The organism is Pseudomonas sp. Pso3 (genome assembly GCF_055393275.1).
The window spans coordinates 4,558,797-4,582,269 of the sequence record NZ_AP043687.1; the positions used below are offsets into that span (position 1 = coordinate 4,558,797).

Genomic DNA, 23,473 nt, shown 5'->3' on the forward strand with positions numbered 1-23,473 from the left:
TCGTCATACGAATGTCATGCAACGGCCATAAATTCGTCATCGTCCGCGCCTGGCCTTTCGGTATAAGCGAAACGCCACAGCCACACCTTTGCACCCAGGCTCCTCTCACTGTCGGGACGACTCAATGAACGCACACAGCTCTCCCTCCGGTCATGCCCTGCGCCGCGTGGTCTTCAACAAGAAGGGCGGTGTCGGCAAGTCCAGCATCGCCTGCAACCTGGCGGCCATCAGCGCCCACGAGGGCTATCGCACCCTGCTGGTGGACCTCGATCCCCAGGCCAACTCCAGCCAGTACCTCACCGGCGAGGTGGGCGACGACCTGCCCCATGGCATCGCCGATTTCTTCAAGCAGACCCTGAGCGGCGGCAAGAAGGCCCAGGCCAACATCCACGCCACCGCCTGGCCGAATCTGGATCTGATCGCCGCCTCGGGCGAGCTGACCGAGCTGCAGTTCAAGCTCGAATCCAAGTACAAGATCCAGAAGCTCGCCAAGTACCTCGACAAGCTCGGCGAAGACTATGACCGCATCTACCTGGACACCCCGCCGGCGCTGAACTTCTACAGCATCTCGGCGCTGATCGCCGCCGATCGCTGCCTGATCCCTTTCGACTGCGATGTCTTCGCCCAGCAGGCGCTCTACGACCTGATCGAGGAGCTGGAGGAGATCCGCGAGGACTACAACGAAAAGCTCGCCGTCGAGGGCATCGTCATCAACCAGTACCACGCCCAGGCCAGCACCCCGCGGCAGCTGATCGAGGAACTCCAGGCGCGCGACCTGCCGGTGCTGGCGGCGCCGCTGATGTCTTCGGTGAAGATGCGCGAATCCCACCAGCAGCATCGCCCGCTGATCCACCTGGACCCGGGCCACAAGCTGACCCGGCAGTACCTGGAACTGTTCGCCCTGCTGGAAGGCTGAAGGCGCCCCAGCGCAAGAACGTTCAAGACGGCGGCGACGCGGCGCGGCACCCTGGGCATCCCCTGCCCTCCGGAGCCCTGCCGATGACCGCTTCCCGCCGCCGCGCCTTCCTCCAGGGCGCCTGGCAGATCATGCCGCTGTCGCTGGCCTGCGCGCCCTGGGGCATCCTGGTCGGCGCCCTGGCCATCGAGACCGGACTCAGCGTGCTGGAAGGCCAGGCCTTTTCCCTGCTGGTGTTCGCCGGGGCGGCGCAACTGGTGGCCCTGGGCATGCTCAAGGCCGGCGCGGGCCTCGCCGCCATCCTGCTGACCACCCTGCTGCTGACCTCCCAGCACCTGCTCTATGGCCTGCACCTGAGACGCGTCCTGGCGCCCCAGCCACTGCCCTGGCGGCTGGGCTTCGGTTTCCTGCTCACCGACGAATTCTTCGCCCTGAACCATGCCGAGCAACCAGCCAGCTTCGACCGCTGGCGCGCCCTGGGCATGGGCCTGAGTTTCTATCTGCTGTGGAATCTCTTCACCCTGACCGGGCTGCTGCTGGGGCGGGTGCTGCCCAACCTGGGTGCCCTGGGCCTGGACTTCTCCATCGCCGCCACCTTCATCGCCCTGGTGGTGCCCCTGGTGCGCGACCTGGCCACCGTGGCCTGCGTGCTCACCGCGCTGCTGGTGTCGGTGTGGCTGCATCACCTGCACTGGCAGGGCGCCCTGGTGCTGGGCGGCCTGGCGGGGATGAGCGTGGGCTTTCTGGTCCGCCGCCTGCGGGAGCGCCTGCCATGATCCTCGCCACCGTGCTCGGCATGGCCGCCCTGGTCTTCTGCAATCGCTATCTCTTTCTCGAACCGCGCCTGCCGCTGCGCCTGGGCCGCAACCTGCGCACCTTCCTGGAATTCGCCGTGCCCGGGATGCTCACCGCCATCTGCGGCCCCATCCTGTTCTCCGGCGAAACGTCGCTTGCCGCGACCCTGGTCGATCCCTACCCGCTGGCGGCCCTGACCGCGGTGGGGCTGATGCTCTGGACGCGACGGGTGCTGACCACGGTGATCCTCAGCATGGGCGTGTTCTACCTGCTACGCTGGCTCCTCTAGCCCGAAGGTGGAACCCGTCGGGGCCACGAGAGAGCCATGAACGGACAACAAGAAAACGCCCGCCTCTGGCCGGCCCGCGGCCTGGGCGGCGTCGAGCTGCTGCATGCCCGCTATCGCCGCCAGCGCTTTGCGCCCCATGTGCACGAAGGCTATGTGTTCACCGTGATCGAGCGCGGCGCCCAGCGCTTTCGCCACCGCGGCGCCGAGCACCTGGCCGCGGCCGGCAGCATGGTGCTGATCAATCCGGACGAGTTGCACACCGGGGCCACGGCGGTCGAGGAAGGCTGGCAGTACCGCGGCTTCTATCCGACGCTGGTGCAGCTGGGCCCCGTGTTCGCCGAGCTGGGACGCCCGCTGGACGCCACCCCGGCCTTCGCCACCAGCGTGCTGCACGACCCTCAGGTGAGCGCGACCTTCAGCCAGCTGCATCGGCTGGCCGATGGCGGCGCCGAGGCCCTGGAGCAGCAGACCGCCTGGCGCGAGGCGCTGCTCCTGCTGTTCGGCCGCCATGCCCGCCTGGGCGCCCTGGCGGAACCGGGCCGCGAACCCCTGGCGGTGCAGCGCGCCCGTGAATTGCTCGGCCAGCAGTTGCAGCAACCGCCCAGCCTCGAAGAACTGGCCCAGGCGGTAGGGCTGTCGCCCTTTCATTTCCTGCGGGTGTTCCGCCGCGCGACGGGCCTGCCGCCCCACGCCTGGCTCAAGCAGCAGCGCCTGACCCGCGCCCAGGGCCTGCTGCGCGCCGGCTGGGCGCCCCTGGAGGTAGCCCTGCAGCTGGGCTTTGCCGACCAGAGCCATCTCACTCGCCAGTTCAAGCAGGCCTACGGCGTGGCGCCAGGCGCCTATCGCCGCGCCTGGCAGGGCTAGCCAGGGCCCGACGAACGGTCCTGGCCGCAAAAGCGGCCTGCCAGAGCCCGGCAAGCGGCAACGGCGCCTGACTCACCGCAAGCCTCGGAGAAACTTTTTCCGGTCGCCTCGGGCCTAGTCAGGAAGAGCGCCGGCGCTGCCGGCCGCTCTCCCCTGCCCCTTTGGAGTTACCGGTATGACCCTCGAAGAACGCATCCGCCAGCGCGCCTATGAAATCTGGGAACGCGAAGGGCGTCCCCATGGCCAGGATTTCGAGCACTGGTTCCAGGCCAATCGCGAACTGGAAGACCAACCCGACGACAACCTGACCCAGGTCGGCGGCATCCAGAGCAGCGTCGCCCCGCCGGCACCCAAGCCGCGCAGCCGCTCGCGCAAGAAGACCCCTGAAGACAGCACCAAGGCCTAGCGCCAGTCGTCCAGCAGCCAGACCTCGGGGTGATCGTAATGGGCTTCGCCCCGGTGCAGGGTGATGCCCAGGATCTCGCTGCGAAAGCCTTGAGCCAGCAGCCATTGGTAGGCGCCCCGGCGAGCGGTATTGACGCCGGCCAGCAGTCGCTGCTGACCGTGGTCCCGGGCCAGGCCGTCGCAGGCGGCGATCAGCCGGGCGAAGCGCGCCTCCGCGCCCGCGCCGGGCAGCACCGCCGCGCACTTCACATAGCAGACCCCGGTACCCGCCTCGCTGTGGGGCCCGAAGTGGCAGACGGCGAAGCCCTCCGCCCGGCCCTGCGCATCCTGCAGCAGCAGACTCTCGCCGAGCCCCTGCGCGCGCACCGCGGCCATCTCGGCGGAGACATCCAGCCCCGGCGCATTGGCCCGCCCCACGTCGGCACAGGCCGCCAGCAGCCGGTCGGGTTCGGTCGCTAGGGAAAAGCGCAGCGCCGGCGGCGCGGCCTGCGCCTGCACCGGCCGCGCCATCACCGCGGTCAGGGTCTGCGGCCAGAAGCCGAAGCCCTGGTAGAGCCCCAGGTGACGCGGACTGTCGGGAAAGGTGAAGAGTCCGGCATGGACCAGCTGCCAGGCATCGAGCTGCGCGACCGCGGCGCCCATCAGCGCCTTGGCCACCTTGGCGTCCCAGTAGTCCGGATGCACCGCCAGCGGGCCGAGGATGCCGTGGCGCCCCCAGCGGGTGACGCAGATGGCGCCGACCAGCCGCGCGCCGTCGAGGGCCTTGAACCAGGCGGTGTGGGGCGCGGCGAAGCGACTGCGCACATAGTCGCGGTCGTTCCAGAATTCGCCCGGTTCGGCGGCGCCCATCCAGGTGGCGAAGGCCAGGCGCACCACCTCGGTGGTGGCCGGCAGGTCGGCGGCGGTCAGGGGTTCGACACTGAAGGCGGGGGTGGACATGGGGCGACTCCTTGGCTGTAGGCCTTGGACCCGCCCGGCCGGGGCTTTGCGCCCGGGCGGCAATCGCCGGTTACAGCAGCAGCACCGCGGCCCAGCCGAACAGCAGCATCGGCAGGCTGAAGTGCAGGAAGGACGGCACCACGGTGTCCCAGATATGGCTGTGCTGGCCGTCCACGTTGAGGCCGGAAGTGGGGCCCAGGGTGGAATCCGAAGCCGGCGAACCCGAGTCGCCGAGGGCGCCGGCGGTGCCGATCAGGCAGACGATGGCCAGCGGCGAAAAGCCCAGGTGCAGGCACAGCGGCCCCAGGATGGCGGCGAGGATGGGCACGCTGGAAAAGGATGAGCCGATGCCCAGGGTCACCAGCATGCCCAGCAGCAGGAGCAGCAGCGCGCCCAGGGCGCGGTTGTCGCCGATCAGGCCGGCGGCGGTGGCGGCCAGGTCCTTGATCTGGCCGGTGGCGGTCAGTACCTCGGCGAAGCCGCCGGCGGTGAGCATGATGAAGCCGATCACCGCCATCATCTTCGCCCCCTCGCTGAACAGGTCGTCCGCCTCGCGCCAGCGCACCACGCCGGTGGCGGTAAAGACCACGAAGCCGACCAGGGCACCGAGGATCATGGAGTCCAGCCAGAGCTGCACGCCAAAGGCGGCGATCACCGCGATCAGCGCCACCAGCAGGGTGCGGCCATTGTAGGGACGGTCGGCCCGCTCGGTGCGCGCCACCAGGTTGAGATCGTACTGTCGCGGCCGGCGATAGCTGACGAAGACCGCGAGCAGCAGGCCGACCACCATGCCCAGGGCCGGCAGCAGCATGGCGCGACTGGGGTCCACGCCGCTGACGTCCACCCCGGCACGGGACACGCTGGCCAGGAGGATGTCGTGCAGATAGAGACTGCCGAAGCCCACCGGCAGGAACATGTAGGGGGCGATCAGCCCGAAGGTCATGACGCAGGACAGCCGCCGGCGATCCAGCTCCAGGCGCGTCAGCACATAGAGCAGCGGCGGCACCAGCAGCGGGATGAAGGCGATGTGGATGGGCAGGATGTTCTGCGAGGCGATGGACACCGCCAGCAGCAGGCCGAGCAGCGCCCAGCGCAGCGAGCGTCCGCCCTGGGCCGCCTGGCGTTCCATCAGCGCCAGGGCGCGATCGGCCAGCATGTGCGCCAGCCCCGACTGGCTGATGGCCACGGCGAAGGCGCCCAGCAGCGCATAGGAGAGCGCCACCTTGGCGCCATTGCCCAGGCCGGCGTTGAAGGCCAGCAGGGTGCCTTCCAGCCCGAGGCCGCCGATCAGACCACCGGCCACGGCGCCGGCGATCATCGCCACCACCACGTGCACCCGCGCCAGACTCAGGACCAGCATCAGTCCTACCGCCACCACCACCGCATTCATCGCCGACTCCGCACCACCAAAGGGGCGCGCACTCTGCCGCAGCCCGGCGCGGGCGTCAAAGGCCGGGGATGGATGGCGGGGCGTACGGCTTATCCACCATGGCCGCTGCCGCGGGCGGGTGGAAAAGCCCTGGCGGCGCCTGGCGCGAGTCGCTTGCAGCTGGGCGAGCCGACGTGCCGTACGCCTTGGCATGACCCCACCTTAATGCAGGCGCTCTGGAATGAACCTTTCATGGACGGAAGGCGTCTGACGCGGACGCTTTCACGGTCACGCCAAGGACGAACTGCCCATGCAAGACGCCATCGACATGCTGATCACCGCCTTCAGTCCGCACTCCTGCCTGGCGGTCCCCCGTCGCGCCGATCGCACCCTGCTGTTCACCGTCACCGACACCGCCTGCGCGGTCACGGTCACCAAGGCCATTCCCCTATGCAGCCTGGAATGCACCGCCACCCTGGCCACCGTGATCAAGGACCTGCAGCGCGACCTCGATCGGGCGATCGGCACCCTGAGCCCGGAAAGCCTCGCCGACCTGCGCCAGCGCGGTCCGCGGGTGCAGCGGTTCGAGAGTTGAGCGGGGTGAGGTGGGGGCTTTGTCGTAGGGTGGATGACGGCGCGGCCTCATCCACCTCGGATCCCGAGTCAGCCAGTGGAAAACGCTTTGCGGTTTTCCACGCTACGTACGGAGCTCGCCGGTGAGGGTGGGTGTTGGCTGCGCCCTCACCCCGGCCCTCTCCTTGAGGGAGAGGGGGCGATACGGAGTGAGAGGGAGCTTTGCCGTAGATACCGTCTTCGCCCTTCAGTGTGCAATGGCTAAAGCAGGGTCGAAAGGCTTGCCCGATTTGAGCACGCCATAGGCGATGGTCAGCAGCTTACGCATGGCGGCGCAGACGGTTTGTTTACCTTTCTTGCCCCTGGCTTTCAGGCGCTCGGCTTGCGCCTTGATAGCCGGGTTATAGGTCAGCGCCACGACAGCAGGTAGGTATAGCGCACTTCGTAAGCGGACTGATCCCATGCGCGAGATGCAGGTATGGCCGCGCGCGAGGCCGGACTCCTGCAGGCGCGGGTTCAAGCCGGCAAAGGCGGTAACGGCGCGGGCATCGGCGAAGCGGTCGATATCGCCGAGCTCCGCCAGGATCAGGGCGGCGGTCTTGTCAGCGATGCCATCGATACTCACCAGCAGGTCGCGCTTACCACGTAAGTCCGGATCGTCGTCGATATGGCGTTTGATCTGTTCGAGCGTCCAGGCGATCTGCTCATCGAGCCGTTGCAAGACTGCCCGGATCGAGTCCTGGACTTTTTCCGGACTGATCTCGAGCCGATTGAGCTCCATCTGCCGTAGCGATTGGAGATCCTCCAGGCGCCGGGTCAGCGCGCGAAGCGTGCGGATGGAAACAGGTTCCGGGTGCCAGGCTCGCAAACTATCTTCATGCCGCTGGCCATAGGTGGCAATCAGCTTGGCGTCGAGTTTGTCCGTTTTGCTGCGCTGCAACTGGCTTTGCGCATAACGGGCGATCTGTGCTGGATTGAGCACCGCGATTCGGTAGCCCAACGCATGGAAGTGCCCGGCGAGCGATTCGTGATAGATGCCCGTGGCTTCCATCACGATCCAAGCGCCTGGCTCGGCATGCTGTTGCAGCCAGTCAGCAAAGACCGCGAAGCCTGCCTGATCGTTGCTCAGCTTGCCCTTTGTCCGGTACTTGCCGTTGGACTGCAGGACGGCCAGGTCGAAGCTGCGCTTGGCGATATCAACGCCTACTACTACGGCCATGATGTCTCCTCCTTCAGATGCGTCACGATCACGTCATCCCGTCCAACCTTGCGTAATACGAGCTCTTGAGGCTCCAGATACCGTTCGGACTTGGGGATGAGTGTGGAGGAGGCAGCCTATCTACGCTGCAAGCTCAAAGGCTTAAGGGTGGACGCGGCTTGCCATCCTCCCCCGATGATCAGTCGGGGACTATGACCTCCTGAGGAGGCTGTAGTCGAGATACAAGGGTGGATGACGGCGCAGCCTCATCCACCTCGGATCCCGAGTCAGCCAGTGGAAAACGCTTTGCGGTTTTCCACGCTACCTGGGGAGCTTGCCAGAAAGAGTGGGCGTTGGTTGCGCCCTCACCCCAGCCCTCTCCCTGAGGGAGAGGGGGCGATACGGAGTGAGAGGGAGTGAGAGGGAGCTTTGCCGTAGGGTGGATGACGGCGCGGCCTCATCCACCTCGGATCCCGAGTTCAGCCAGTGGAAAACGCTTTGCGGTTTTCCACGCTACGTACGGGGCTTGCCGGAGAGGGTGGGTGTTGGTTGCGCCCTCACCCCGGCCCTCTCCCTGAGGGAGAGGGGGGCGTTTGGAGTGAGATGGGGGCTTTGCCGTAGGGTGGATGACGGCGCAGCCTCATCCACGCCTGGTCATCCCGCTCAGCGCCGGCTGGTGCGGGTGCTGACGTCGACCCAGACGGCCAGGACCAGGATGCCGCCCTTGACGATCATCTGCCAGTAGCTGTCCACGTCGAGCATGGACATGCCGTTGTCCAGGCTGGCGATCACCAGGGCGCCGAGCAGGGCGCCGTAGACGGTGCCCGAGCCGCCGCGCATCGAGGTACCGCCGATGAAGCAGGCGGCGATGGCGTCCAGTTCGCCCATGGTGCCAGCCGACGGCGAGCCGGCGGCCAGGCGGGCGGTGTTGACCAGACCGGCCAGGGCGCACATCACGCCCATGAGGCCGAAGATGCCGAGCTTGATCGCCTGGACGTTGATGCCCGACAGCCGCGTGGCTTCCAGGTTGCTGCCCACCGCATAGATGCGCCGGCCGAATACCGTCTGGCTGGTGATGTAGCTGAACACCCCGAGCAGCACCAGCAGGATCAGCACCGGCACCGGGATGCCGTCATAGCGGTTGAGGGTCTGGATGAAGGCCGCCAGCACCACGCCGATCACCACCACCCGCAGCACGTCGCGCCACAGCGGCGCGAGGGTCAGGCCGAGGGTCTTGCGCTTGCTGCGCTGGCGCCAGGTGAGCACCACGGCCACGGCGAACAGCAGCACGCCCAGGGCGCTGCCCACAGCCGGCGGCAGATAGCCCTGGCCGAGGTAGACCAGTTCCGGCGACACCGGGGCGACGGTGACGCCGCCGGTAAGACCGAGCAGCACGCCGCGAAAGGCCAGCATGCCGCCAAGACCGACGATAAAGGACGGTATCCCGCGATAGGCACTCAGGTAGCCGTTGATCAGGCCGATCAGCAGGCCACCGGCGGCCACCGCCAGCAGGGTGATCGGCAGGGGCACGTGGTAGGTGACGTCGAGTATCGCCGCCACCCCGCCGAGCAGGCCGAGTTGCGAACCCACCGAGAGGTCGATCTCGCCGGCGATGATCACCAGCACCATGCCGCAGGCGAGGATGCCGGTGATGGACATCTGCCGCAGCAGGTTGGAGAGGTTGCGCGGGGTGACGAAGCCGCCTTCGGTCTGCCAGCTGAAGAACAGCCAGATCAGGGCCACGGCGATCAGCAGGGCGAGCATCTTGTAACGGGTGAACAGCTGTTTCACGGCGTGCATCAGAAGTGCTCCCGGGCTTGGGCGACCGCCCGTTCGGTGGTGCCCAGGGCCGCGGCCAGTACCCGCTCCTGGGTCAGATTCTCATTGGGGAAATCGCCGCGCAGCCGGCCTTCGCCGAGCACCAGCACCCGGTCGGAGACGCCGAGGACCTCGGCCAGCTCCGAGGAAACCATGACGATGGCCACGCCCTCCGCGGCGAGCAGGCCGATCAGTCGGTAGATCTCGAACTTGGCGCCAACGTCGACGCCGCGGGTGGGCTCGTCGAGGATCAACACCTTGGGCCGCGCCAGCAGCATCTTGGAGAGCACCGCCTTCTGCTGGTTGCCGCCGGAGAGGCCGGTGATGGGCAGGAAGGGACTGCTGGTCTTGAGTTGCAGCCGGGCGATCTCGGTGTCGATGCAGGACAGTTCCGCCTCGCTGTCGATGCGACTCAGGTGGGCGAATCGGTCCAGCACCGTGAGGGTGATGTTCGAGCCCACGCCCAGGTCGGGAATGATGCCCTGGCGCTTGCGATCCTCCGGTACCAGGCAGAGGCCGGCGCGAATGGATTTCAGCGGGGTGCGGGTGTCGATGCGCTGGCCATTGAGCCAGACCTCGCCTTCGTAGCGGCCGTCGTAGGCGCCGAAGATGGCCGAGACCAGCTCGGTGCGTCCGGCGCCCACCAGCCCGGCGATGCCGAGGATCTCGCCGGCGCGCACGGCGAAGGAGACGTCGTCGACGCGCTTGCGCTGGGGATTGTCGACGTCCAGGCAGGTGAAGTGACGCGCCTCGAAGATCACCTCGCCGATCTCATGGGGGATCTGCGGGTAGAGGTTGGTCATGGCGCGGCCGACCATCTGGGTGATGATGCGGTCGATGTCCATCTCGGCCATGGGCGTGGTGGCGATGTGCTTGCCGTCGCGGATCACCGTGATGGTGTCGCAGATGGCCGCCACCTCGTCGAGCTTGTGCGAGATGTAGACGCAGGCGACGCCCTGCGCCTTGAGGTCGCGGATGATGTCCAGCAGCACGGCGATCTCGGAGGTGGTGAGCGCCGAGGTCGGTTCGTCGAGGATCAGCAGCCGGGCGTTCTTGTTCAGCGCCTTGGCGATTTCCACCAGTTGCTGCAGGCCGCCGCCGTACTGGGACACCGGCAGGGCCACGTTCATGTCCGGCACCTTGAGCCGGCGCATCAGCTCGGCCGAGCGCTGCAGCATGGTCGGATAGTCCAGCCGCCCGCCGAAGCGGCGCGGTTCGTGGCCCATGAAGATGTTCTCGGCCACGGAAAGATCGGGCACCAGGGTCAGTTCCTGGTGGATGATGACGATGCCGGCCGCCTCGGATTCGGCGATGGACTGGGCTTCCAGGGGTCGCCCGTCCCAGCGGATCTCGCCTTCCCAGGTGCCGTGGGGATAGACCGCCGAGAGGACCTTCATCAGGGTGGACTTGCCGGCGCCGTTCTCGCCGCACAGCCCTACGCATTCGCCCGGACGCACCTTGAGATCGATGCCATCCAGCGCCCGCACCCCGCCAAAGCTCTTGGCGATGCCGTGCATTTCCAGCAGATAGTCGGCCATGGCCGCTCCTTGCCCAGGGGCCGCCCGACGCCAGGCGTCAGACGGCCAGCCGGTGGCCAGTGGTTATTTGCCGTCGATCTGGGCCTGGGTGTAGAAGCCGTCCTTGACCAGCAGGTCGACGTTGGCCTTGGTCAGCTCGGTGGGGGTGAGCAGCAGGGTGTCGACCTTCTTGGTGCCGTTGTCGTAGCTGGAGTTGAAGCCCGGCTTCTCGTTGCGCACCAGTTGCACCGACAGCTTGGCCGCCTCGGAGGCGATCAGCTTGAGCGGCTTGTAGACGGTCATGGTCTGGGTGCCGGCGATCACCCGCTTGATGGCGGCGAGGTCGGCGTCCTGACCGGACACGGCGACCTTGCCGGCCAGCTTCTGCGCGGCCAGGGCCTGGATGGCGCCGCCGGCGGTGGCGTCGTTGGAGGCGACGATGCCGTCGATCTTGTTGTCGTTGGCGGTCAGGGCGTTCTCGACGATGGCCAGGGCCTCCGTCGGGTTCCACTCCTTCACCCACTGCTGGCCGACGATCTTGACGTCGCCCTTGTCGATGGCCGGCTGCAGGACCTTCATCTGGCCCTGGCGGAGGATCTTGGCGTTGTTGTCGGTGGGTGCGCCGCCGAGCAGGAAGAAGTTGCCCTTGGGCTGGGCCTTGAGCACGCCGCCGGCCTGCATCTCGCCGACCTTCTCGTTATCGAAGGAGATGTAGGCGTCGATGTCGGCGTTGAGGATCAGGCGGTCATAGGAGATCACCTTGACCCCGGCCTTCTTGGCCTCGGCCACCACGTTGTTCAGCACCGTGGCGTTGAAGGGCACGATGACGATGGCGTCCACGCCGCGGGAGATCAGGTTCTCGATCTGCGACAGCTGGCGCTGCTCGTTGGCGTCGGCGGATTGCACATAGACCTTGGCGCCGAGTTGCTCGGCGGCGGCGACGAAGTAGTCGCGGTCACGGGCCCAGCGCTCCAGGCGCAGGTCGTCGATGGAGAAACCGATCTTGGGATGCTGGGCGTCGGCCTGGGCGAAACCGGTGGTGCACAGGGCGAGCAGACCGGCGAGCAGGGTCGTCTTGAAAGTCATGGTGGCGTCCTTGGTTATTGTTGTTGTGGAGCGAGAGAACGGATTTGAGTGTAACGATTCAGCGCGCTTGCACAAGCGGGTCAGCCAGGCTTTTCTGCCGACCCGCTCGCGGTCGCTAGCGATACAGGTAACGGTTGACCACGCCTTCGAGCAGCTCCTGGCGACCACTCACCGGCTGGGGCGCCAGGCCCTGGCTGAAGGTGTGCTCGGCCAATTGCTCCAGACTCAGCTGGCCCCCGAGGATGCGCTGACCGAGGGACTGATCCCAGCCGGCATAGCGCTCGGCCTTGAACTTGCCCAGGGGGTCGTCCTGCAACAGCGCCGCGGCGCGTTCCAGCGACAGCGCCAGGGTGTCCATGGCCGCCACGTGGCCGTGGAACAGGTCGACGTCGTCCAGGCTCTGGCGGCGCACCTTGGCGTCGAAGTTGAAGCCGCCGCGGGTGAAGCCGCCGCCCTTGAGGATCTCGTAGATCGCCAGGGTCATTTCCTCGACGCTGTTGGGGAACTGGTCGGTGTCCCAGCCGTTTTGCGGATCGCCGCGGTTGGCGTCGATGCTGCCGAATACGCCGAGGGCCACGGCGCTGGCGATCTCGTGCTGGAAGCTGTGCCCGGCCAGGGTCGCGTGGTTGGCCTCGATGTTGACCTTGATCTCCTTCTCCAGCCCGAATTGCTGCAGGAAGCCGAAGACGGTGGCCACGTCATAGTCGTACTGGTGCTTGGTCGGTTCCTGGGGCTTGGGCTCGATCAGCAGATCGCCCTGGAAGCCGATGCGGTGCTTGTGCTCCACCACCATCTGCATGAAGCGGCCGAGTTGCTCGCGCTCGCGCGCAAGGTCGGTGTTGAGCAGGGTCTCGTAGCCTTCGCGGCCGCCCCACAGCACATAGTTCTCGCCGCCCAGGCGGTGAGTGGCGTTCATCGCCGTGCAGACCTGGGTGGCGGCGCAGGCGAAGACTTCCGGATCGGGATTGCTGGCGGCGCCGGCGGCATAGCGCGGGTGGCTGAAGCAGTTGGCGGTGCCCCACAGGAGCTTGAGGCCGGTGTCGCTCTGGTGGCGCTCCAGCTCGTCCACCAGACGGGCGAAGTTCTCGCGGTACTCGGCGAAGCTGGCGCCTTCCGGGGCGACGTCGGTGTCGTGGAAGCAGTAGTAGTCCACGCCCAGCTTGCTGAAGAATTCGAAGGCGGCGGCGGCCTTGGCGCGGGCCTGCTCCAGGGGCGAACCGGCTGCCTGCCAGGGCCGCTGGAAGGTGCCCTGACCAAAGACATCGCTACCCGGCCAGACGAAGGTATGCCAGTAGCAGACGGCCATGCGCAGGTGCTCGCGCATGGGCTTGCCCATGACCAGGCGGTCGGCTTCGTAGTGGCGGAAGGCAAGCGGGGAATCGCTGTCGGGGCCGGCGTAGCGGACCTTTTCGACATTGGGGAAATAAGCCATGGCGTTGTCCTTGTTCTTATCTGTCGCACCCGATACGGCGTACCGGTTTGCGTCGATGGTAGCGCCGCTGCCCGGGCTGCCTATTGTGAAAATCACCAGAGCCAGGTGCGATTTTGCCGCTTGAGGCGCGCACGCGCCGGTCGTAGTCTGGAGCCCCGCCCGCGCCTCCTGCCGGAAACGCCGCCATGCCCAGCCAGCCGCCCGTCCACCGCGTCGCCCTGCTGTTCAACGGCAGCAAGATCTACGACAGAGGCATCCTCGCCGGCATCGGCAACTATCTGAGCGGTACCCGGGCGCGCTGGGATCTGTTCCTCGAAGAAGACTTCCTCTGCCGGCTCAAGGGCATCGAGCGCTGGCAGGGCGACGGCATCATCGCCGACTTCGACGACCCGGCGGTGAGCGCCGCCCTGGCTCACAGCGCGCTGCCGGTAGTGGCCGTCGGCGGCTCCTACGCGGCCCCTGACGACTACCCGCCCGGCATCCCCTACGTGGCCACCGACAACGCCGCCCTGGTACGCCTGGCCTACGACCACCTGATCGAATCCGGGCTGACCCGCTTCGCCTGCTTCAGCCTGCCCGCCGCCGACACCAATCGCTGGGCCGGCGAGCGCGAGGCGGCCTTTGCCGCCCTGCTCCGCCGCGACGGCCTGCCGGTGGAGATCTATCGCGGCCTGGAGACCAGCGCACCGCTGTGGGACACGGCGGTGGAACAGCTGATCGCCTGGCTGGAGGCCCTGCCCAAGCCGGTGGGCATCCTCGCCGTCACCGACGCCCGGGCGCGGCAACTCCTGCAGGCCTGCCTCACCGCCGGCATCCCGGTGCCGGAACAGGTGGCGCTGGTGGGCATCGACAACGATCCCCTGGCGCGCACCCTGACCCGGGTGCCCCTGACCTCGGTGATCCAGGGTACCGAGGCCATCGGCCGCGAGGCGGCGCGCCTGCTGCACCAGCGGCTGCACGGCGTCGAACTGGGGGCGCCACGGGTGCTGATTCCGCCGGAGGGGATCAACGTCCAGGCTTCCAGTCGTCACCAGCCGGTGCGCCATCCCCAGGTGATGCGCGCCCTGCACTTCATCCGCCAGTACGCCTGCCAGGGCATCAAGACCGAGCAGGTGGCCAGCTATGTCGGCATCTCCCGTTCGGCGCTGGAGACGTCCTTTCGCCGCGAGCTGGGGCGCAGCGTCCACGACGAGATCCTCGGCTTCAAGCTGGCCGCCGCGGCCGTGGCACTGCAGGAAGAGGCGCCGAGCCTGGCCGAGGTCGCCCGGCGCTGCGGCTTCACCTCGGCGCAGTATCTGCACGCGGTGTTTCGCCGGGAGTTCGGCTGCACCCCGCGGCAGTACCAGTCGAATCCCAGACCCCTGGCGAACGCCCATGAAAAAGCCCGTCCGGAGACGGGCTTTCAGGTCGCTACCGCGGCTTATTTGCCGACGGTCTGACCCAGGAACCAGGCACGCTCTTCGGCCTGGTCGATCCACTCTTCCAACAGGCTGGTGGTGGAGACGTCGTTGGCGTCGTCGGTCAGGGTGTGGGTGGTGCGCATGTAGGCCGCCAGCGACTGGTTGTCGTCATGCAGCTCGGTCAGCATCTGATCCGCCGACAGATCGGTGGCATCGCTGCTGGCCAGGCGCTTGAGTTGCACCATCTGCTCCAGGGAGCGCACGGTCGGCTGGCCGATCTTGCGCGCACGCTCGGCGATCAGGTCGGTGATGCCATACAGCTGGGTGGCTTGCTCTTCCAGCAGCAAGTGGTAGTCGCGGAAGTGCGAGCCCTTCATGTGCCAGTGGTAGTTCTTGGTCTTGATGTACAGCGCGAAGACATCGGAGAGCAGCACGGCCAGGGCTTCGCCGACGGCCTGCTGGTTCTGCAGGGTGGCGTCTTCGCCCTGATGGGCCTTCTGCTTGACGCTGGAAACGGTCTTGAGTTCTTGCTTGGCATTGGCAACGGCCATGAGAGATCTCCTGTCAGGACGTGAAGAGGAAAAGGGGTTCGCTTGCATTGGCGCGAACATCAACGTCTGCAGAAATCGACCGCACCGGACGAAAAATCGTTCATCGAATTTGCATATCGCCACCATGGGCATGACGAATGGTTGCCTATGTTGCGACTGCGTTTCATTGCCCGTCCCAGAGGCCCTCTTTCGCCACGGCCGCTGCGCTTGTAGCTAGATGTGTAGGTAAAACCGTTTGTCAGCTTTGCCAGCAAACCGACGCCGCGTAAGAACCCCTGCTCGTTCCGCCCGGTCACCTAAAAGGCAAGGCACACGAACGGTCGCCGAGAGCTCTCTGCCGGCCACGACAAGGTTCTGCACACAGGTAACAGCGTATGACGACGCCCCTCAATCCCGCCCAGGGACAACCCTCGCAGACCAAGGACGGTTCTACGGCAGAGGCCCATCTGCATGACCTGAAAGAGGTCGCCAAGGACACGGTGCAAGACGCCAAGCAGGAAGGTGCCGCGCACTTCGAGCACTACCGCGACACCGCGGCCGACCAGCTGGGTGCCATTGCCCAGAGCGCCCAGGCGGCGGCCGACGAACTGGAAGACAAGGACACCCTGGGCCTGGCGCACTATGTCAGCGACATGGCCCGGAGCCTGACCGGTCTGGCCGAGGATTTGCGCGGCAAGAACGCCGAGCAGCTGCTGCACCAGGCCGGCACCCTGGCCCGCGACAACCCGGCGCTGTTCCTGACCGGCAGCATCGCCATCGGCTTTGGCCTGTCGCGCTTTCTCAAGGCCTCCAGCCAGCCGGATACCGGCAGCAGCGCGCGCGTCGGCGGCGCGGATGCGGTGCCCTCGCTGACCACCCCCTCGGTCGCGGCGGAAAACGAATTGGTGGAGCCGGCGGCGGGTGCCGACGTCATCCACACCAACAACATTCCCAAAGGTCCCGACCTCCATACCCCGACCACCACCCGTGGTGGCGATCCCATCGGTGGCGCGGCGATCAACCCGGCCCGCAGCGACAGCAACCTGAACACCGGCACCTCATCCAGCCAGCTGGATCGACCCACCCTGAGCGGAGGCAAGCAACCATGATCAACGACAACCCCACTCCGCGCCCCACCGAGGGCGACACCTCGGTCGTCGGCCTGGTCAAGCAGCTGGTCCAGGAAGTGCCGGCGCTGTTCACCAAGGAACTGGCTCTGGCCAAGGCCGAACTGGGCGAATCCCTGCGCACCACCAAGGCCGGCGTGGCCGGCGTCGCCGCAGGCGCCATCGTACTGCTGGCCGGCTTCATCGTGCTGCTCATGGGCGTCGTCTATTTCCTCTCCCAGTACCTCACGCCCTGGGCCGCCGCCCTGCTGGTGGGTGCCGTGGTCATGGTGATCGGTTTCATCATGGTGCAGTCGGGCAAGAAGCAGTTCGAGCCGTCCCACTTCACCCCTGATCGCACCGTCAACAGCCTGCAGAAGGACAAGGACGCCGTACGGAGGGCCGCACAATGAGCATCACCGATCAGATCGATCAGGAATCCCGCAAGAATCCCGACGAGCTCGAGCGCGAGATCGACCAGAAGCGCGAGCGTATCGAAGACCTGGTGGGCGCCCTGGAAAGCCGCCTGTCGCCCGGCCAGCTGTTCGATCAGGCACTGTCCTACACCAAGGGCCACAGCGGCGAATTCGCCCACAACCTGGGCAATACCCTCAAGGCCAATCCGGTGCCGGCGGTGCTGACTTCGGTGGGCCTGCTGTGGCTGGCGCTGGGACAGAATCGCACGCCGGCTCCGGCCACCACGGGCACTCCGCTCAAGGACAAGCTGTCCGGTGCGCTGGACTCGGTCGCCAACAGCGCCGACCATACCCGCGACTCCCTGAACCGTGGCAGTCACGATGTGCGCGACAAGGTGACCGGCCTGGGCGAGAGCGTTTCGGCCAAGGCCTCCCAGACCGGGGAGCGGCTGAGCGATACTGCGGTGCAGGCCAAGGACACCCTGACGGACCAGGCGCAACAGCTCAAGGGCACCTTCGATACCCTGCTGCGTGAACAGCCGCTGGTGGTGGGTGCGCTGGGCATCGCCCTCGGCGCCCTGCTGGGCGCTGCCCTGCCACGCACCGAGACCGAGGACCGCGCCCTGGGCAGGCACAGTGACAAGCTGACTGCCAAGGCCAAGCAGGCCGCCAGCAGTGGCTACGAGCAGGTCAAGGCGGCAGGCCAGGACATGGCGAAAGAGGCGCGCCAGGCCAGCCAGGACCACCGCAGCCAGCCGGCGGACGCGGGCACTCCTGCGCCGAAAAATCTGGGCAACGATCCCGACGCCGGGGTCGAGTCCATGGCGGGCTCGCCGAGGGCAGGTACCGGCAGCACCCTCGGCGCCACCCAGGCGACCGCGGGCATGAATGTCGGCCGTACCGCGGCCAACGGCAATACCCCGGGCGCGGTCGGCGACGAGAGCGGCATGGCCACCCCGCCACGCAGCTTCTGACCGGCAGGATGGCCGGGGTCAGCCGCTGACCTCGGCCTGAAAAACGAAGGCGCCCGGGTCTGCACCCGGGCGCCTTCGTTTTCCGTGCCCCTATCAGTAACCCGGATCCGGATTCTCCTTGGGCTGCTCGGGTCGCTTGCTGTCCTGCGGGCGCTGTTCTTCACCGCCCTGGTTGAGTTCCTTGTGGGTCTCGCCGACCTTGCCGGCGTTTTCCGGCTTGTGATCGAGATCGTCGCGCTTGGCCATGATCCTCACCTCTTGTGGCTGAGTAGCTTAGGCAACGCGGCGGGGCCAGGGTGCCCCGGCCGCGCCGATCAACGCAAGGGCGGCGCCATGAACTCCGGCCCCACCGGATCCTTGACGTGTTCGGCGAGGATGGCGTCGATGGCCGCCAGGTCCTCGGCGGACAGCCGCCAGCCGAAGGCCTCGTCCAGGCCCTGCAACTGCTCGGGCTTGCGCGCGCCCCAGAGGGCGATGGTCGGCCCCTGGTCGAGGATCCAGCGCACCGCCAGGGCCAGCACCGACTTGCCATGGCGCTCGCGGGCAAAGGCGGTCAGGGCCTCCACCGCGGCCAGGTACTGGGCGAAGCGCGGCGCCTGGAACTTGGGATCGCCCTGGCGCAGGTCATCGCCGTCGAATTGCGTCTGCGCATGCATACGTCCGGACAGCAGGCCGCGGCAGAGCGCGCCATAGGCGAGCACCACCAGACCGTGACGCTGGGCATAGGGCAGCACATCGGCCTCGATGGCGCGCTCGAAGAGGTTGTAGGGCGGCTGCACGGTGGACAGATTGGCGAACTGGCGGAAGGCCTCCAGTTGCTCGGGCGAATAGTTGCTCACGCCGATGGCGAGGATCTTGCCCTCCTGCCGCAGGCGCTCCAACTCACCCGCGGTTTCTTCGTGGGCCACCTGGGGATCGGGCCAGTGCACCTGATAGAGATCGATGCGATCGGTGCGCAGGCGCCGCAGGGAATCCTCCACCTCCTGGCGAATGCGGGCCGCGCTGGCGTTGCGGCGCACCTCTTCGTTGGGCCACTCCAGGGCTACCTTGGTGGCGATCACCGCCTGGTCGCGGATGCCTTCCAGGGCCTTGCCGACGATCTCCTCGGACCGACCGAAGCCGTACACCGGCGCGGTATCGATCAGGTTGATGCCGCCATGCACGGCGCCGCGGATGGTCTCGATGGAACGGGCTTCGTCGGTACCGCCCCACATCCAGCCACCGATGGCCCAGGTACCGAGGCCGATGCGGGAAACGGGGGTATCGATACCCGGGATACGCAGGGTTTCACTCATAGGATCTCCAGGCGAAGACGCCAGTCGGAAGGGTTAGCCTTGTGAGGCTAATTCAAAAGGCGTTGAATAGGGCTCAACGAACGCTTGACCTTTAGAGCCTGTTCAAAGGCTCGCGAGCTAGAGACAAACAAGGCGAAAATGCCTGAGGAAGCGGAGTTTACGAATGGTAAATGAGCATTCCGACGGGGCTGGCCTTCCAGGGCATTTTCAACGCCGTTTGGCCGACGCGCAGCAGACTTTGGACAGGCTCTTATCGCGCGAGGACTGTACATGCCGACCCTCAACCGCGGCGAACTGGCCGATCTCAACGTCTTCGTCGCCCTGGTCCGGCGGCGCAGCTTTCGCCAGGCCGCCATCGAACTGGGCGTCACCACCTCGGCGCTGAGCCACGCCCTGCGCCAGCTGGAGACGCGCCTGGGGGTCAAGCTGCTCAATCGCACCAGTCGCTCGGTGGTACCGACCCTGGCCGGCGCGGCGCTGGCGGAAAAACTCGAACAGGGCTTTGCCTTGATTGGCGAGGCGCTGGGCGAACTGGACCAGCACCGCGACGCCCCGGTCGGCCGCCTGCGCCTGAGCGTGCCGCGGGATGCGGCGCGGCTGCTGGTGACCCCGACCCTGCCCCGGCTGCTGGCGGCCTATCCGCAGTTGCAACTGGACATCAGCGTCGAGGATCGCCCGGTGGACATCGTCGCCGACGGCCTCGATGCCGGCATCCGCTATGGCGATACCGTGCCCCAGGATATGGTCGCCCTGCCGCTGACCGACGAATTGCGCTGGATCGTGGTGGGCGCCCCCGCCTACCTGGCGCGCCACGGCCGGCCGCAGCAGCCGGAGGAGCTTGCCGACCACCGGTGCGTACGCCTGCGGCTGGGCAGCGGCGCCCTCTATCGCTGGGAGCTGGGCAGTGGCGCCAGCACCCGGACGATCGACGTGCCAGGTCCGCTCACGGTCAACGAGACCGAGACCTCGATCCAGGCCGCCCTCGACGGCCTGGCCCTGGCCTATTGCCTGGAATGGCGGGTGGCCGACGAACTGCGCGACGGTCGCCTGGAGCAGGTGTTGCCGGACTGGGCCTCGCCCGGCGCGCCGCTGTGCATCTACTACCCGAGTCGGCGCCAGCCGCCACCCGGCCTGCGCCAGTTGATCGAGGCCCTGCGCCAGACCTGGACCGGACGCCACCCCTGAGGGCGCGAACCAACCGCCGCGCCCGGGGGTCCCCTGACCACGCCATGATCGCCTGACCGAGGAGGCCCTCTTGCCCGCAGCCAACGCCGCCGCATCCGACCTGCCGCTGCCCGTGGAGCGCGAACTCAGCCCCCGGGCGCTGCTCACCGGGGCGCTGCTGGGCATCCTGCTGACCCCGGCCAATGTCTATGCCGGCCTCAAGATCGGCTGGTCGTTCAACATGTCGATCATCGCCCTGCTGGTGAGCTACGGTCTCTGGCACCGCCTGGGGCGCCGCCTGCAGCAACCGGGCTGGACGCTGCACGAGAGCAACATCAATCAGACCGTGGCCTCGGCGGCGGCCAGCATCGTCTCCGGCGGCCTGGTCGCGCCCATCCCGGCCTACACGCTGCTGACCGGCCAGGAATTGCCGACTCTGCCGCTGATGGGCTGGGTGTTCGCGGTGAGCTTTCTCGGCATCTGGGTGGCCTGGTACCTCCGGCCCCTGCTGCTGGCCGATGCCAGCCTGAAATTCCCCGAGGGCCTGGCCACCCTGGAAGCCCTGCGCCAGGTCTATGCCAGTGGCGCCGAAGCCCTGGCCCGCCTGCGGGTGCTGCTGGGCGCCCTGACGCTGTCGGCGGCGGTCAAGCTGGTGGACACCTTCGCCTGGACGCTGCCGCGAGTCGCGCCCTAGCCAGCCCTGGAACGCCTGACCTTCAGCTTCGATCCCTCGCTGCTGCTGCTCGGCTTTGGCGGCATCATCGGCCTGAGGGTCGGGTTGTCACTGCTGCTCGGCACCCTGCTGGCCTGGGGCGGTGTCGCGCCCTGGCTGCTGGCCAGTGGTGTCGCCGCGCTGCCGGCGGAGGCCAGCGGTCCGCAATACGCCTTCCTGGTGCAATGGCTGCTCTGGTCCGGGGTGAGTCTGATGGTCAGCGCCACCCTGGCTGCGCTGGCCGTACGGCTGATCACCCTGCCCCGCGCCGAACGCCGTCGCCAGGGCTGGCAGCGGCCGCGCGCCTGGCCGCTGGCGCTGCTGCTGGCGGCGGCTCTGCTGGTGGTGGTGCTGCAGGTGCGGCTGTTCGGCATAGATCCCTGGCTGGCCCTGCTGGCCCTGCCCCTGGCGCTGTTTCTCGCCGCCATGGCCGCGCGGGTGGTCGGCGCCACCGGCATTCCCCCCATCGGCGCCATCGGCCAGCTGTCGCAGCTGACCTTTGGGCTGGCCGCCCCCGGGCAGGTCAACATCAACCTCATGGGCGCCAATACCGCGGGCGGGGCGGCGGGCCAGAGCACCGACCTGATGAACGACTTCAAGGTCGGCCAGGCCATTGGCGCCACCCCCGCCAAGCAGGTGGTCGCCCAGTGCCTGGGCATCGCCCTCGGTGCGGTAACCGGGGTGCTTACCTATCGGCTACTGATTCCCGATCCCCAGGCACTGCTGCTCAGCGCCGCCTGGCCGGCGCCGGCGGTGGCCCAGTGGAAGGCGGTGGCGGAAACCCTGACCCAGGGCCTGGGCGCCCTCGATGGCGCCATGCGCCTGGGCATCGTCCTGGGCGCCCTGGCCGGCTTGCTGCTGGGCCTGGCCGAAGCCTTGCTGCCGACCCGCCGCGCGCACTGGCTGCCCAGCTCGGCGGCCCTGGGCCTGGCCTTCATCCTGCCGGCCTCAGTGTCGCTGATGATGACCCTGGGCGCACTGCTCACCGCCCTGGTGCGCTGGCGGGCACCGAGGCTGGCCGAACGCTTCGCCCTGGCCGCCGCGGCCGGCCTCATCGCCGGGGAAAGTCTGGCCGGGGTGGGGGCGGCTTTCTGGCAAATGCTCTCGACGTGAGCTGCGACATCTTGTCAACTGGACAATAATTTCCAGACGTAATGTCGCGAAGCTTTCAATAACCTTTCAAACCCATGAAATTCGGGGGTTCTGGTCCGATTCAGCTTGCCAGCGCGCTTTTGCAACACATAAGGTTACAAATAGCGCGACCCACCCGCGAGAGGTCTGGGCGCCCTGCGCGAGCTGTCTCCATAACAAACCCAATCCGAGCTAGCAGTCATGGCCACCACCTCGAAAGCCAAATCCATCTTCCGCGTAGTCAGCGGAAACTTCCTCGAAATGTACGACTTCATGGTCTATGGCTTCTATGCCACGGCCATCGCCAAGACGTTCTTTCCCGGCGATAACGAACTCGCCTCCCTGATGCTGTCGCTGGCCACCTTCGGCGCCGGCTTCCTGATGCGCCCCCTGGGGGCGATCTTCCTCGGCGCCTACATCGACAAGCACGGCCGTCGCCACGGCCTGATCGTCACCCTGGCGCTGATGGCCCTGGGTACCCTGCTGATCGCCGTGGTGCCGGGCTATGCCACCCTGGGTGTCGCCGCACCGCTGCTGGTGCTGCTCGGCCGCCTGCTGCAGGGCTTCTCCGCCGGTGTCGAACTGGGCGGCGTGTCCGTCTACCTGTCGGAGATCGCCACCCCCGGCCGCAAGGGCTTCTTCGTTTCCTGGCAGTCCGCCAGCCAGCAGGTCGCGGTGGTCTTCGCCGGCGTGCTGGGCGCGCTGCTCAACCACTGGCTGTCGCCCGCCGAAATGGGTGAATGGGGCTGGCGCATACCCTTCCTGATCGGCTGCCTGATCGTGCCCTTCCTGTTCATCATCCGTCGTTCCCTGGAAGAGAGCCCGGAATTCGAGGCGCGCAAGCATCGCCCGACCTTCGGCGAAACCATGACCTCCATCCGCCAGAACTTCGGCGTGGTGCTGGCAGGCGTAGCCATGGTCTCCATGACCACCGCCTCCTTCTACCTGATCACCGCCTACACCCCGACCTTCGGCAAGCACGAGCTGAACCTGACCGCGCTGGACAGCCTGATCGTCACCGCCTGCGTGGGTGTTTCCAACTTCATCTGGCTGCCGGTAATGGGCGCCCTGAGCGATCGCATCGGCCGCCGTCCGTTGCTGATCTTCGCCACCGTACTGGCCATCCTCACCGCCTACCCGGCGATGATCTGGCTGACCCACGCCCCGGGCTTCTCGCGCCTGCTGATGGTCGAGCTGTGGCTGTCCTTCCTCTATGGCACCTATAACGGTGGCATGGTGGTAGCCCTGACCGAGGTGATGCCGGCCCATGTGCGCACCACCGGCTTCTCCCTGGCCTACAGCCTGGCCACCGCGACCTTTGGCGGCTTCACCCCGATGGTCTGCACCTGGCTGATCCAGGAGACCGGCAACAAGGCCGCCCCGGGCATGTGGCTGACCGTAGCGGCCGTCCTCGGCCTGGTCGCGACCCTGACCCTGTTCAAGGGCAACACCGAGCCGCGCTTCAAGACCGTCACGGCCTGACAGCCCTGTCGCAGAGCGGCAGGTCCTGCCGCTCTCGCGTCCACCCAGGTCGCTCCGCGCAT

22 protein-coding genes and 1 pseudogene are annotated in these 23,473 nt (G+C 67.2%); 13 read left to right on the forward strand and 10 right to left on the reverse strand.

All coding sequences use genetic code 11. The features are described 5' to 3' along the window. Positions 1-157 precede the first annotated feature (157 nt). From ACZ5R1_RS21415 to ACZ5R1_RS21435, 5 genes are all read left to right on the forward strand, one after another. A complete protein-coding gene (locus ACZ5R1_RS21415) occupies positions 158-916 on the forward strand; it encodes a ParA family protein (protein WP_027597461.1) in 759 nt (252 codons plus the stop codon). Between the two features lie 83 nt (positions 917-999). Continuing rightward, positions 1,000-1,692, forward strand: coding sequence for an AzlC family ABC transporter permease (locus ACZ5R1_RS21420; protein ID WP_464712676.1), 693 nt, complete (start codon positions 1,000-1,002; stop codon positions 1,690-1,692). Beyond that, entirely contained in the window at positions 1,689-2,000 is a 312-nt protein-coding gene (locus ACZ5R1_RS21425) for an AzlD domain-containing protein (RefSeq protein WP_027597460.1), read from the forward strand. The genes ACZ5R1_RS21420 and ACZ5R1_RS21425 overlap by 4 nt, the downstream gene beginning before the upstream one ends. A 36-nt stretch (positions 2,001-2,036) precedes the next feature. Next, complete coding sequence (locus ACZ5R1_RS21430; RefSeq protein ID WP_042134566.1) at positions 2,037-2,864, forward strand: AraC family transcriptional regulator; 828 nt, start codon at positions 2,037-2,039, stop codon at positions 2,862-2,864. Between the two features lie 175 nt (positions 2,865-3,039). Then, the gene (locus tag ACZ5R1_RS21435; RefSeq protein ID WP_027597458.1) at positions 3,040-3,270 is read left to right on the forward strand and encodes a DUF2934 domain-containing protein; all 231 of its coding nucleotides are present in this window, start codon (positions 3,040-3,042) and stop codon (positions 3,268-3,270) included. Here the strand turns inward: ACZ5R1_RS21435 and ACZ5R1_RS21440 are convergent. Together ACZ5R1_RS21440 and ACZ5R1_RS21445 are read right to left on the reverse strand one after the other, a co-directional pair. Next, on the reverse strand, positions 3,267-4,208 hold the full coding sequence (locus ACZ5R1_RS21440) for a GNAT family N-acetyltransferase (protein ID WP_169854911.1): 942 nt from the start codon (positions 4,206-4,208) through the stop codon (positions 3,267-3,269). The genes ACZ5R1_RS21435 and ACZ5R1_RS21440 overlap by 4 nt on opposite strands. A 70-nt stretch (positions 4,209-4,278) precedes the next feature. Then, on the reverse strand, positions 4,279-5,598 hold the full coding sequence (locus ACZ5R1_RS21445) for a Na+/H+ antiporter family protein (protein WP_288470920.1): 1,320 nt from the start codon (positions 5,596-5,598) through the stop codon (positions 4,279-4,281). Between the two features lie 289 nt (positions 5,599-5,887). Between ACZ5R1_RS21445 and ACZ5R1_RS21450 the strand changes: the two genes are divergently transcribed. After that, the gene (locus ACZ5R1_RS21450; protein ID WP_464712677.1) at positions 5,888-6,172 is read left to right on the forward strand and encodes a hypothetical protein; all 285 of its coding nucleotides are present in this window, start codon (positions 5,888-5,890) and stop codon (positions 6,170-6,172) included. A 225-nt stretch (positions 6,173-6,397) separates the two neighbouring features. On the opposite strand, the gene ACZ5R1_RS21455 is transcribed toward ACZ5R1_RS21450, so the two are convergent. The 5 genes from ACZ5R1_RS21455 to xylA form a co-directional block, all read right to left on the reverse strand. Then, the gene (locus ACZ5R1_RS21455) at positions 6,398-7,369 is read right to left on the reverse strand and encodes an IS110 family RNA-guided transposase (RefSeq protein ID WP_042138602.1); all 972 of its coding nucleotides are present in this window, start codon (positions 7,367-7,369) and stop codon (positions 6,398-6,400) included. Between the two features lie 642 nt (positions 7,370-8,011). Next, a complete protein-coding gene (locus tag ACZ5R1_RS21460) occupies positions 8,012-9,148 on the reverse strand; it encodes a sugar ABC transporter permease (RefSeq protein ID WP_007159830.1) in 1,137 nt (378 codons plus the stop codon). Next, complete coding sequence (xylG, locus tag ACZ5R1_RS21465) at positions 9,148-10,704, reverse strand: D-xylose ABC transporter ATP-binding protein (protein ID WP_027597454.1); 1,557 nt, start codon at positions 10,702-10,704, stop codon at positions 9,148-9,150. Before xylG ends, ACZ5R1_RS21460 begins: the two co-directional genes overlap by 1 nt. A 63-nt stretch (positions 10,705-10,767) precedes the next feature. Further along, complete coding sequence (gene xylF / locus ACZ5R1_RS21470) at positions 10,768-11,769, reverse strand: D-xylose ABC transporter substrate-binding protein (RefSeq protein ID WP_007159832.1); 1,002 nt, start codon at positions 11,767-11,769, stop codon at positions 10,768-10,770. Positions 11,770-11,884: 115 nt separating this feature from the next. Next, positions 11,885-13,201, reverse strand: a complete 1,317-nt coding sequence (xylA, locus tag ACZ5R1_RS21475) for a xylose isomerase (RefSeq protein ID WP_027597452.1) — start codon at positions 13,199-13,201, stop codon at positions 11,885-11,887. Positions 13,202-13,386: 185 nt separating this feature from the next. Here xylA and ACZ5R1_RS21480 point away from each other — a divergent pair, with 185 nt between their 5' ends. Beyond that, positions 13,387-14,640 carry a XylR family transcriptional regulator gene (locus tag ACZ5R1_RS21480; RefSeq protein ID WP_042134573.1) on the forward strand — a complete coding sequence of 418 codons (1,254 nt, stop codon included), beginning with the start codon at positions 13,387-13,389 and terminating at the stop codon, positions 14,638-14,640. On the opposite strand, the gene ACZ5R1_RS21485 is transcribed toward ACZ5R1_RS21480, so the two are convergent. Then, positions 14,622-15,152 carry a Dps family protein gene (locus ACZ5R1_RS21485; RefSeq protein WP_017639603.1) on the reverse strand — a complete coding sequence of 177 codons (531 nt, stop codon included), beginning with the start codon at positions 15,150-15,152 and terminating at the stop codon, positions 14,622-14,624. The genes ACZ5R1_RS21480 and ACZ5R1_RS21485 overlap by 19 nt on opposite strands. Positions 15,153-15,526: 374 nt before the next feature. On the opposite strand from ACZ5R1_RS21485, the gene ACZ5R1_RS21490 reads away from it, so the two are divergent. Genes ACZ5R1_RS21490 through ACZ5R1_RS21500 form a run of 3 tightly spaced genes read left to right on the forward strand, consistent with a single transcriptional unit; the run spans position 15,527 to position 17,627 of the window. Next, positions 15,527-16,240: a hypothetical protein gene (locus tag ACZ5R1_RS21490; protein WP_186354068.1), complete on the forward strand. Its 714-nt coding sequence runs from the start codon at positions 15,527-15,529 to the stop codon at positions 16,238-16,240. After that, positions 16,237-16,650 (forward strand): phage holin family protein, encoded by a 414-nt coding sequence (locus tag ACZ5R1_RS21495; protein ID WP_027597449.1) that lies wholly within the window; start codon positions 16,237-16,239, stop codon positions 16,648-16,650. Before ACZ5R1_RS21490 ends, ACZ5R1_RS21495 begins: the two co-directional genes overlap by 4 nt. Next, on the forward strand, positions 16,647-17,627 hold the full coding sequence (locus ACZ5R1_RS21500) for a DUF3618 domain-containing protein (RefSeq protein ID WP_042134577.1): 981 nt from the start codon (positions 16,647-16,649) through the stop codon (positions 17,625-17,627). The genes ACZ5R1_RS21495 and ACZ5R1_RS21500 overlap by 4 nt, the downstream gene beginning before the upstream one ends. Before the next feature lie 93 nt (positions 17,628-17,720). On the opposite strand, the gene ACZ5R1_RS21505 is transcribed toward ACZ5R1_RS21500, so the two are convergent. Further along, positions 17,721-17,873, reverse strand: coding sequence for a hypothetical protein (locus ACZ5R1_RS21505; protein WP_169742412.1), 153 nt, complete (start codon positions 17,871-17,873; stop codon positions 17,721-17,723). Between the two features lie 68 nt (positions 17,874-17,941). Continuing rightward, the gene (locus ACZ5R1_RS21510; protein ID WP_027600672.1) at positions 17,942-18,922 is read right to left on the reverse strand and encodes an aldo/keto reductase; all 981 of its coding nucleotides are present in this window, start codon (positions 18,920-18,922) and stop codon (positions 17,942-17,944) included. A gap of 270 nt (positions 18,923-19,192) precedes the next feature. On the opposite strand from ACZ5R1_RS21510, the gene ACZ5R1_RS21515 reads away from it, so the two are divergent. The 3 genes and pseudogenes from ACZ5R1_RS21515 (at position 19,193) to tcuC (ending at position 23,411) form a co-directional block, all read left to right on the forward strand. Continuing rightward, complete coding sequence (locus ACZ5R1_RS21515) at positions 19,193-20,107, forward strand: LysR family transcriptional regulator (protein WP_044342273.1); 915 nt, start codon at positions 19,193-19,195, stop codon at positions 20,105-20,107. A gap of 100 nt (positions 20,108-20,207) precedes the next feature. Further along, positions 20,208-21,911, forward strand: a pseudogene (locus ACZ5R1_RS21520) (OPT/YSL family transporter); the annotation flags it as partial. A gap of 219 nt (positions 21,912-22,130) precedes the next feature. Next, a complete protein-coding gene (gene tcuC / locus ACZ5R1_RS21525; RefSeq protein WP_027597444.1) occupies positions 22,131-23,411 on the forward strand; it encodes an MFS transporter in 1,281 nt (426 codons plus the stop codon). The last annotated feature ends 62 nt before the right edge of the window (positions 23,412-23,473 follow it).

Coding starts and splice junctions, on each gene's coding strand:
- ACZ5R1_RS21420 (WP_464712676.1), top strand. CDS start 1,000: ATGACCGCTTCCCGCCGCCGCGCCTTCCTCCAGGGCGCCTGGCAGATC.
- ACZ5R1_RS21425 (WP_027597460.1), top strand. CDS start 1,689: ATGATCCTCGCCACCGTGCTCGGCATGGCCGCCCTGGTCTTCTGCAAT.
- ACZ5R1_RS21430 (WP_042134566.1), top strand. CDS start 2,037: ATGAACGGACAACAAGAAAACGCCCGCCTCTGGCCGGCCCGCGGCCTG.
- ACZ5R1_RS21435 (WP_027597458.1), top strand. CDS start 3,040: ATGACCCTCGAAGAACGCATCCGCCAGCGCGCCTATGAAATCTGGGAA.
- ACZ5R1_RS21440 (WP_169854911.1), bottom strand. CDS start 4,208: ATGTCCACCCCCGCCTTCAGTGTCGAACCCCTGACCGCCGCCGACCTG.
- ACZ5R1_RS21445 (WP_288470920.1), bottom strand. CDS start 5,598: ATGAATGCGGTGGTGGTGGCGGTAGGACTGATGCTGGTCCTGAGTCTG.
- ACZ5R1_RS21450 (WP_464712677.1), top strand. CDS start 5,888: ATGCAAGACGCCATCGACATGCTGATCACCGCCTTCAGTCCGCACTCC.
- ACZ5R1_RS21455 (WP_042138602.1), bottom strand. CDS start 7,369: ATGGCCGTAGTAGTAGGCGTTGATATCGCCAAGCGCAGCTTCGACCTG.
- ACZ5R1_RS21460 (WP_007159830.1), bottom strand. CDS start 9,148: ATGCACGCCGTGAAACAGCTGTTCACCCGTTACAAGATGCTCGCCCTG.
- xylG (WP_027597454.1), bottom strand. CDS start 10,704: ATGGCCGACTATCTGCTGGAAATGCACGGCATCGCCAAGAGCTTTGGC.
- xylF (WP_007159832.1), bottom strand. CDS start 11,769: ATGACTTTCAAGACGACCCTGCTCGCCGGTCTGCTCGCCCTGTGCACC.
- xylA (WP_027597452.1), bottom strand. CDS start 13,201: ATGGCTTATTTCCCCAATGTCGAAAAGGTCCGCTACGCCGGCCCCGAC.
- ACZ5R1_RS21480 (WP_042134573.1), top strand. CDS start 13,387: ATGCCCAGCCAGCCGCCCGTCCACCGCGTCGCCCTGCTGTTCAACGGC.
- ACZ5R1_RS21485 (WP_017639603.1), bottom strand. CDS start 15,152: ATGGCCGTTGCCAATGCCAAGCAAGAACTCAAGACCGTTTCCAGCGTC.
- ACZ5R1_RS21490 (WP_186354068.1), top strand. CDS start 15,527: ATGACGACGCCCCTCAATCCCGCCCAGGGACAACCCTCGCAGACCAAG.
- ACZ5R1_RS21495 (WP_027597449.1), top strand. CDS start 16,237: ATGATCAACGACAACCCCACTCCGCGCCCCACCGAGGGCGACACCTCG.
- ACZ5R1_RS21500 (WP_042134577.1), top strand. CDS start 16,647: ATGAGCATCACCGATCAGATCGATCAGGAATCCCGCAAGAATCCCGAC.
- ACZ5R1_RS21505 (WP_169742412.1), bottom strand. CDS start 17,873: ATGGCCAAGCGCGACGATCTCGATCACAAGCCGGAAAACGCCGGCAAG.
- ACZ5R1_RS21510 (WP_027600672.1), bottom strand. CDS start 18,922: ATGAGTGAAACCCTGCGTATCCCGGGTATCGATACCCCCGTTTCCCGC.
- ACZ5R1_RS21515 (WP_044342273.1), top strand. CDS start 19,193: ATGCCGACCCTCAACCGCGGCGAACTGGCCGATCTCAACGTCTTCGTC.
- tcuC (WP_027597444.1), top strand. CDS start 22,131: ATGGCCACCACCTCGAAAGCCAAATCCATCTTCCGCGTAGTCAGCGGA.